A 7,872-nucleotide genomic window follows, 5' to 3' on the forward strand; every position below is an offset into this window, starting at 1 on the left:
GTGGCCGGCAAAAGGCAGCTCGCCGCCGGGGGTGAAGATGCGCACCCGGTAGTCCGCACCCTGGGCGCGGCCCTGGGTTGTGGGCGGCAGCAAAAAGGTGGTTTCGGACAGATTGGTCCAGCGGGCAAAGGCCTGCATGGCCTCGTCGCTCAGGCCCTCGCCATCGAGCACCACGGCCAGCGGGTTGCCTCGGTAGGCGGTTTCGGAAAACACATCGACCTGCATAAAGGCACGTGTACGCATAAGAGTTTCCTTTCTTCGGTATTCAGAGAACGACTTGGCCGGTGACCACGCTGTGTACCTGGCCCTGCACCCAGATCTGGCCCTGCGCATCGGCCGTCAGGCGCATGCGGCCCGCGCGGCCGATGGCCGCCCCTTGCTGCACGCAGTAGGGCAGAGCGATATGGCCGGCTGCGCTGAGCCACTGGGCCAGGCTGGCATTGAGGCTGCCGGTGGCCGGGTCTTCGGCAATGCCGTGGGCGGTCAAGGTGATGCCACGCACTTCCAGCACAGGTTCTGCCGCCATCGCGCCGCTGCTGGGTGTGTGGATGGCGCAGAGGCCGGCCTTGACGCCCAGCGCCCGCAGCGCGGCCGCGTTGGGCTGGGCGCGTGGCAGCACCGCCGTATCGCGCAGCAGCACACCCATCCAGCGCGATCCATTGTCCAGCCACTGCGCGGCGACCAGATCATCGGCCTGCAAGGCCAATGCGGCCAGCACCTGCGCCTGCACACCGGCAGGCACATCGCTGCGCTGCAGCGGTGGCGCGGCAAAAGCCAAGCCTTCCAGGCCTTCCCGGTCGATGCTGCTCGCAGAGGGCGAGCGCTGGAGGCTGACCAGGCCCTTGGCGCATTCCTGCACCACCCGCTGCGCCTGGCGCGGCCTGCCGCCGGCGTTGAGCCAGGCCTGGCAACTGCCCAGGGTCGGGTGGCCGGCAAAGGCCAGCTCGCCTGCCGGGGTGAAGATGCGCAAGCGGTAATCGGCGCCACCGGCGGCCCCCTCCGCCGTGGGCGGCAGCACAAAGGTGGTTTCGGACAGGTTGGTCCAGCGTGCAAAGTCCAGCATCGCCGCATCGCTGAGGCCCTCGCCATCGAGCACCACGGCCAGCGCATTGCCCTGCAGGGCATGGTCGGCAAATACATCGAGCTGGGCAAAGCGGCGTGGCTGCATGGTGGTCGGTTCTTGCTGGGCAAAAAAGAGCAGGGCGCGCCGTTGTAGCGCGCTGCGGGGAGCGGGTTGGGCGGCGCTTATTCGATCGTGATATCCAGCACGCCCCGGCTGGCCGGGCGGGCCAGCATCGCGGCAAACCAGCGCTCCACATGCGGGTAGTGGGGCCGCTGGTAGGCGGCGGCAGGCAGGTTCCACCAGCGGTGCACCTCGCAGGCGATGGGGATATCGGCCATGCCGAACTGAGCGCCTTGCAAGTAGGGGTGGCTGGCCAGATGGCGGTCCAGCAGTTGCAGCAAGGGCTCCATTGCGGCGATGGAGGCGGCAATCTTTTGCGCATCGCGCTGCGCGGGGGCGGTGCGGATCAGCTGGATAAAGGCATCGCGCCCGGCGGGGTTCATCGTCGTTTGCTGCCAGTCCATCCAGCGCTCGGCGTCAAAGCGCTGGGCCAGCGCTGCCGGGTAGAGCACGCCGGGCGAGTAGCGGGCGCAGAGGTAGCGCACGATCACATTGGACTCGAACAGGGTCAGCTGCATGGCGCCTTCGCCGTCTTCGATGGCCGGTACCATGGCATTGGGGTTGCGGGCCAGGTATTCCGGCGTCTGCGTGCCGCCGAACTTGCCGCCGGTGTCTATGCGCTCAAAGGCAACGCCCACTTCCTGCGCGGCCCAGACGGCCTTGCGCACATTGATCGAGCTGATGCGGCCCCAGATTTTCAGCATGTCTCTTCCTTGGTATTGGCGCGCGGCCCGCGCACAGGCGGGCTGCGTGGTGGTGTGGCCAGAGTGCCTGCCATGCGGACTGGCGCTCTGGCGATCAGGCCAGCTGGCTTATCGCGCGGCCAAGCTGGCACGCACGGTATCGGCCAGCGCCCGGATGGCGATATGGATCTGCTCTTCCGAGGCCGTCACATAGGACAAGCGCATCGTGCGGTTGTCCGGCTGGCTGGCATAGAAGGCGCTGCCGGGCACATAGGCCACATTGCGCTCGACGGCGGCGGGCAGCATGGCGACCGTATCAATGCCTTCGGGCATGCGCAGCCAGAGGAACATGCCGCCCGTTGGCGTGGTCCACTGCACATCCAGGTCGGCAAAATGCGTGCTCAGCGCGGCCAGCATCGCATCGCGCTGCTTTTTGTAGAGCGCGCGGATGGTGGGCACATGCTGGTCCAGAAAGCCGCTTTGCACCACCTCGGCTACCATGCGCTGGTTGAAGGTGGGCGTGTGCAGATCGGCCGCCTGCTTGGCCTGCAGCAGCTTGGTGTAGACGGCCTTGGGCGCCACCACATAGCCCAGGCGCAGGCCGGGTGCCAGCACCTTGGAGAAGGAGCCCAGGTACACGCCGCCCTCGGGGTTGCGGGCGGTCAGCGGGGCAGGGGGCGCCTGGTCGTACCAGAGGTCGCCGTAGGGGTTGTCTTCCAGAAACGGAATGCCTAATGTGGCCAGGCGGTCCACCACGGCCTGGCGGCGGGCGTCGTCCATGCTGCGGCCGGTCGGGTTCTGGAAGTTGGGCAGCAGGTAGACCATGCGCGCCTTGTACGCGCCTTCTCCGGCCTTGCGCACCAGATCGTCGGGGATCACGCCCTGGTCATCGCTGTCCACGCCCACCACCTGGGGTTGCTGGGGGGAAAAGGCCTGCAGCGCGCCCAGATAGGTGGGGGTCTCCACCAGCAGGCGGCTGCCCTCGTCGAGCAGGATCTTGCCCATCAAATCCAGGCCCTGCTGGGAGCCGGTGGTGATCAGCACCTGGTCGGGGCTGACGTCCCAGGGCAGCTGTTTGGCCACAAACTCGCGCAACGGCGCATAGCCTTCGCTGGCGGCGTATTGCAGCGCGGACGCGCCGTCTTGCAGCAGCACCTTGTCCGCCGCTTCCTTGAAGGCCGCGATCGGGAAGGTCTTGGGCGATGGCAAGCCACCGGCCAGGCTGATGATGCCGGGCTTCTCAGTCACTTTCAGGATCTCGCGGATCACCGAGGGGTTCATGCTGGCGGCGCGTTTGGCCAGGGTCCAGTTCGTCATCATTTCCTCATCTCATTGCAGGTGGCCGGGGCGACAGCGCCCTGGCCGGGGTGGATGCAGCGCAGCGCCACCGTAGGTTGGAGTATGGGCAGGGGCCGGGCGTCTGGGATGGCACACGGCGGGCGGCCTCTGCCGGCAGGCTTTTGGCCTGCATGATTCTTTGCGGGGCAGGCCTTATCTCGGGCCTGCCAGAGGGGCTTTGATTGTCTGATGGGTAGAGGGCTTGCGGGCATCGGCACAGACTTTGTTACCTGCAGGCTCAGGCCTTGACCATCCATGCCGCCGTCAGCACCAGGATCAGCGCCATGGCCCGGTTGAACCAGAGCAGACGCTGGCCCTGGGCCAGCCAGCTGCGCAGCAGCGCACCGACCGAGGCATAGAGAAAGTTGCTGGCAAAGGCGTAAAACAGCATCACCGGCAGCACAATGGCCAGGCGCATCAGCGCATCCTGAAAGCCGACAATCCAACCCGCGACAATGGCCAGCGCCAACAGCCAGGCCTTGACGTTGACGAACTGCAAGCCCACGGCCTGCCAAAAACCGAGCAGATGGCCGTTTTGGGCCTCAGCCAACCGGCCGCTGCGGCTGAGCTTGTAGGCCAGCCAGACCAGGTACACAATGCCGACCGCCTTGATAGCACCTTTGAGGGCGGGCGCTGCCATCACCAGCGCGCCCACGCCGCTGGCGCAAAGCAGCAGCAGGGCGCCCCAGCCAAGGGGCACGCCCCAGACAAAGCGCATCGCGGGTTTGAGCCCCCAGTTGGCGCCCATGGCTGCGGCCATCGTGGTGTTGGGCCCGGGGGTAAAGCTCATGGCCGTGGCCAGTACCAGAAATGCGCTGAACTCTACGGCGGTCATGGTCGTTGTCATGGTGATCGTATCTACGGCCCTTAGGGGATCCCATCATGCCCTGCCGCTGCGGCATTCCGGTGGCGCGAAGGCGCGGGCCGGTTGCGGCGGGGACAGTCTGGTCCTCTGGGCCAGGCTGGCCAAAAAATAATGTAGCGTTGATAGCAATACAGTTACAGTACAGACAGAAAATCAATACCATGAACTGTATTGGTGCCAAAACCAGTACATCTCAGTCTTTTGCCATGCTGACCCGCGATACCACCCATACCCTGACCGAGCAACTGGCGGCGCGCTTTGCCGAACGCATCCGCTCGCGCCTGTTACCGGCCGGCGCGCGCCTGCCATCGGTGCGGGCCTGCGCTGCCCAGCAAAGCGTGAGCCCCTACACCGTGGTGGCGGCCTATGACTTGCTGCAGGCCCAGGGCTTGGTGGAGGCGCGCCGCCAGCGCGGCTTTTATGTGCGTGACTATGTGGCCAAGGCCGTGGTCACCGCGCCGCCCGCTGCGCCTGCGGCCAAGGACAAGACCTTGAAGGATGCGGTATCGCTGTCGCTGCCGGCGGCCTCTGCCCGCATCAATGCGACCTCGCTGATCCGGGGCATGATGCACAAGGCCACGCACCCGCAGCCGGGGGCGGGCATGTTCCCGCCCGAATGGCTGCAGAACCAGTTTTTGCAATCGGCGCTGCGCAAGGTGGTGGGATCGGACGCGCTGCATGCCATGCACTGGAGCTACGGCGCGCCGATGGGCGATGAGCTGCTGCGCGCGCTGCTGGCCGATCGGCTCAAGGAGCTGGGCTTGCCGGTGGGGGTGGAGCAGGTGATGACCACGATGGGCGCCACCCAGGGGCTGGATATTGTCAGCCGCACCTTGCTGAAGGCGGGCGATGCGGTGATGGTGGAGGAGCCCGGTTGGTCGGTGGAGTTTGCCCGGCTGGCGGCGCTGGGCATGCAGGTGCTGCCGGTGCCGCGCGGGCCCGATGGCCCGGATCTGGCCGTCATGCGCCATTACTGCGAAACCCATGCGCCCAAGCTCTACGTCAGCGTCAGTGTGCTGCACAACCCCACCAGCTACAGCCTGCATCCGGCAGCGGCCCACCAGGTGCTGCAGCTGGCGCAGGCCTTCAATTTCTATATCGTCGAGGACGACACCTACAGCCATATTGCGCCCGAGCATGCGACAAGGCTCAGCGTGCTCGATGGCCTCAAACGCAGCATCTATGTAAGCGGCTTTGCCAAGATCCTGGCGCCCAACTGGCGCGTGGGCTATATGGTGGCGCCGCCAGATCTGGTGGACCGCATGCTGGATACCAAGCTGCTGTCGACCCTGACCAGCCCGGCGATGATGGAGCGCGCGATGGCGCTATGCATGGAAAACGGCCAGCTGCGCCGCCATATCGAGCGCATGCGCAGCCACCTGGTGCAGGCGCGCAAGCACAGTGTGCCGCTGGCGCTGGAGTCCGGTTGCCGATTTGTCACCGAGCCTGCTGGCATGTTCGGCTGGGTGGATACCGGCATGGATACCGAGGTGCTGGCCCAGCGCATGCTCGATGAGAACTACCTGATTGCGCCGGGCAGCCTCTTTCATGCGAGCCGCCAGCCCTCTACCCTCATGCGCATCAACTATGCCTGCACGCAGGACCCGAGCTTCTGGCGTGTCTACCAGCGGGTGCGTGCGGAGTTTACGCAGGCCGAGCCCATGCCGCGCTGAGCCGCTGAGGGCTTAGCGCGGCACTGGATCAGCTGGCCAGCTCTTCCCAGCGCATCAAGGCTTCAAGCAGCTGCTCTTCAATGGCGGCATCGCGCTGCTGCAACTGCATCGCCTGGCCGTAGTCCTTGGTGTAGAGGCTGCCATCGGCCAGCTTGGCCTGGATGTCCTTTTGCTCAGCTTCCAGCTCGGCTATGCGGGCTGGCAGGGTGTCCAGATCGCGCTGGTCCTTGTAGCTGAGCTTGCGCTTGGGCTGGGTGCTGGGCACGGCTGCCGCAGCGGGCGCTGGCGCGGGAGCGGCTGCAGCGGCCTTGGTCTCTTTGGCCTGCTTGCTGGCTTGCGCAGCATCGCGCTGCTCGGCAATCTCACGCGAGCGGCGCGACTGGATCAGCCAGTCCTGCACCGAGCCCTCGTACTCGCGCCAATGGCCATCGCCTTCGGCGGCGATGATGCTGGTGACGACGTTGTCCAAAAAGGTCCGGTCATGGCTGACCAGGAAGACGGTGCCGTCGTACTGCTGCAGCAAGTCTTCCAACAGGTCCAGGGTGTCGATGTCCAGGTCATTGGTCGGCTCGTCCAGCACCAGCACATTGGCGGGGCGGGCAAACAAGCGGGCCAGCAGCAAGCGGTTGCGCTCGCCACCCGACAGGGAGCGCACCGGCGAATGAGCGCGTGCGGGCGAGAACAGGAAATCGCTCAGGTAGCTTTTCACATGCTTGCGCTGGTTGCCGATCTCGATCCATTCACTGCCGGGGCTGATGAAGTCCTCCAGGGTCGCATCCAGATTGATGGCATCGCGCATCTGGTCAAAGTAGGCCACCTGCAGGTTGGCGCCCTGGCGGATCGTGCCGCTGTCTGCGGCCAGCTCGCCCAGAATCATCTTCAGCAAGGTGGTCTTACCGGCGCCGTTGGGGCCGAGCAGGCCAATCTTGTCGCCGCGCAGCACCGTGGTGCTGAAGTTGCGCACAATGGTCCGGTCGCCAAAACGCTTGCTGACGTCGGTCAGCTCGGCAACGATCTTGCCCTGGTAGGCGCTGCCCACGCCCGAGGCAATGTCCATCTTCACGCTGCCCTGAGCGGTGCGGCGGGCCGCATGTTCGCTGCGCATCACCTTGAGCCGCTCGATCCGGCTTTGGCTACGGGTGCGGCGCGCTTCGACGCCCTTGCGGATCCAGATCTCTTCCTGCGCCAACAGCTTGTCGGCCTTGGCGTTGATCACCGACTCCTGCGCCAACTGCTCCTGCTTTTGCACTACGTATTGGGCAAAGTTGCCGGGGTAGCTGCGCAGCTGGCCACGGTCCAGCTCGACAATGCGGGTCGCGACCGCATCCAGAAAGGAGCGATCGTGGGTAATAGTAATGATGCTGCCCTTGAATTCCTTGAGCAGGTCTTCCAGCCAGGCGATGGAGTCCAGGTCCAAGTGGTTGGTCGGCTCATCGAGAAACAGCACATCGGGGCGCAGCACCAGCGCCTGGGCCAGGGCCACGCGCTTTTTCACACCGCCGGACAGATTGCCGACGACCGCTTGTGGGTCCAGATGCAGGCGCTGCAGGGTTTCTTCCACGCGCTGCTCCCAGTTCCAGGCATCAAAGGCCTCGATCTGGGACTGCAGTGCATCCAGGTCCTCGCCGTCTTCGGCGGCAAAGTAGCGGTCACGGATGGCGGTCACTTCCGCCAGGCCGTCAGAGGCCGCTTCAAAGACCGTGTGCTCCAGGTTCAGGTTGGGTTCCTGGGCCACATAGGCGATGCGCAAGCCGTTCTGCAATTGCAGATTGCCGTCATCGGCCTTCTCCATGCCCGCCAGAATCTTCAGCAGCGAGGACTTGCCTGCGCCATTGCGGCCAATGAGGCCAACCCGCTCCTGGGACTCCAGGGCGAAGTCTGCGTGGTCCAGTAAGGCAACGTGGCCAAAGGCCAGTTGCGCGTCTAATAAGGTAATCAATGCCATGTTGGCGCCATTATCGGGTGCGCGCCAACGGCGGCCCGGTTGCAGGGGGATCGGCGCTGGCAGGCGCTGAGTCTGCTGCTGCCCCAGCTTCGCACCGTCATCGGTAGGTCATGCAGATGCTGTCCAATCAGAAATTTTCGCCAACTGCGTGACGCCTCGGGAAAACGCCTATACAATAGCGTCTA

General features: G+C 65.2%; 7 protein-coding genes. 1 reads left to right on the forward strand and 6 read right to left on the reverse strand.

All coding sequences use genetic code 11. The features are described 5' to 3' along the window. The 5 genes from H928_RS33940 to H928_RS0125385 form a co-directional block, all read right to left on the reverse strand. On the reverse strand, nt 1-243 hold a 243-nt coding region (locus H928_RS33940; protein ID WP_239645083.1), incomplete at its 3' end, for a PhzF family phenazine biosynthesis protein. A gap of 22 nt (nt 244-265) precedes the next feature. Beyond that, complete coding sequence (locus H928_RS0125370; protein ID WP_021029020.1) at nt 266-1,168, reverse strand: PhzF family phenazine biosynthesis protein; 903 nt, start codon at nt 1,166-1,168, stop codon at nt 266-268. Nucleotides 1,169-1,245: 77 nt separating this feature from the next. Next, nucleotides 1,246-1,887, reverse strand: coding sequence for a glutathione S-transferase (locus tag H928_RS0125375; protein ID WP_021029021.1), 642 nt, complete (start codon nt 1,885-1,887; stop codon nt 1,246-1,248). Between the two features lie 108 nt (nt 1,888-1,995). Continuing rightward, the gene (locus H928_RS0125380) at nt 1,996-3,183 is read right to left on the reverse strand and encodes a PLP-dependent aminotransferase family protein (RefSeq protein ID WP_027011413.1); all 1,188 of its coding nucleotides are present in this window, start codon (nt 3,181-3,183) and stop codon (nt 1,996-1,998) included. 259 nt (nt 3,184-3,442) lie between these two features. Then, nucleotides 3,443-4,039, reverse strand: coding sequence for a LysE family translocator (locus tag H928_RS0125385; protein ID WP_021029023.1), 597 nt, complete (start codon nt 4,037-4,039; stop codon nt 3,443-3,445). A 236-nt stretch (nt 4,040-4,275) separates the two neighbouring features. Here H928_RS0125385 and H928_RS0125390 point away from each other — a divergent pair, with 236 nt between their 5' ends. Next, entirely contained in the window at nt 4,276-5,742 is a 1,467-nt protein-coding gene (locus tag H928_RS0125390; protein WP_021029024.1) for a PLP-dependent aminotransferase family protein, read from the forward strand. A gap of 28 nt (nt 5,743-5,770) precedes the next feature. Here the strand turns inward: H928_RS0125390 and H928_RS0125395 are convergent, their stop codons facing one another. Continuing rightward, a complete protein-coding gene (locus H928_RS0125395) occupies nt 5,771-7,687 on the reverse strand; it encodes an ATP-binding cassette domain-containing protein (protein ID WP_021029025.1) in 1,917 nt (638 codons plus the stop codon). Between the last annotated feature and the right edge of the window lie 185 nt (nt 7,688-7,872).

The sequence above is a fragment of the Comamonas sp. B-9 genome, from assembly GCF_000410635.1.
Taxonomy (GTDB): domain Bacteria; phylum Pseudomonadota; class Gammaproteobacteria; order Burkholderiales; family Burkholderiaceae_C; genus Comamonas.

What these genes read in the sequence shown, in the direction of transcription:
- H928_RS0125370 (WP_021029020.1), bottom strand. Translation starts at nt 1,168, where the DNA reads ATGCAGCCACGCCGCTTTGCCCAGCTCGATGTATTTGCCGACCATGCC.
- H928_RS0125390 (WP_021029024.1), top strand. Translation starts at nt 4,276, where the DNA reads ATGCTGACCCGCGATACCACCCATACCCTGACCGAGCAACTGGCGGCG.
- H928_RS0125385 (WP_021029023.1), bottom strand. Translation starts at nt 4,039, where the DNA reads ATGACCGCCGTAGAGTTCAGCGCATTTCTGGTACTGGCCACGGCCATG.
- H928_RS0125375 (WP_021029021.1), bottom strand. Translation starts at nt 1,887, where the DNA reads ATGCTGAAAATCTGGGGCCGCATCAGCTCGATCAATGTGCGCAAGGCC.
- H928_RS0125380 (WP_027011413.1), bottom strand. Translation starts at nt 3,183, where the DNA reads ATGACGAACTGGACCCTGGCCAAACGCGCCGCCAGCATGAACCCCTCG.
- H928_RS0125395 (WP_021029025.1), bottom strand. Translation starts at nt 7,687, where the DNA reads ATGGCATTGATTACCTTATTAGACGCGCAACTGGCCTTTGGCCACGTT.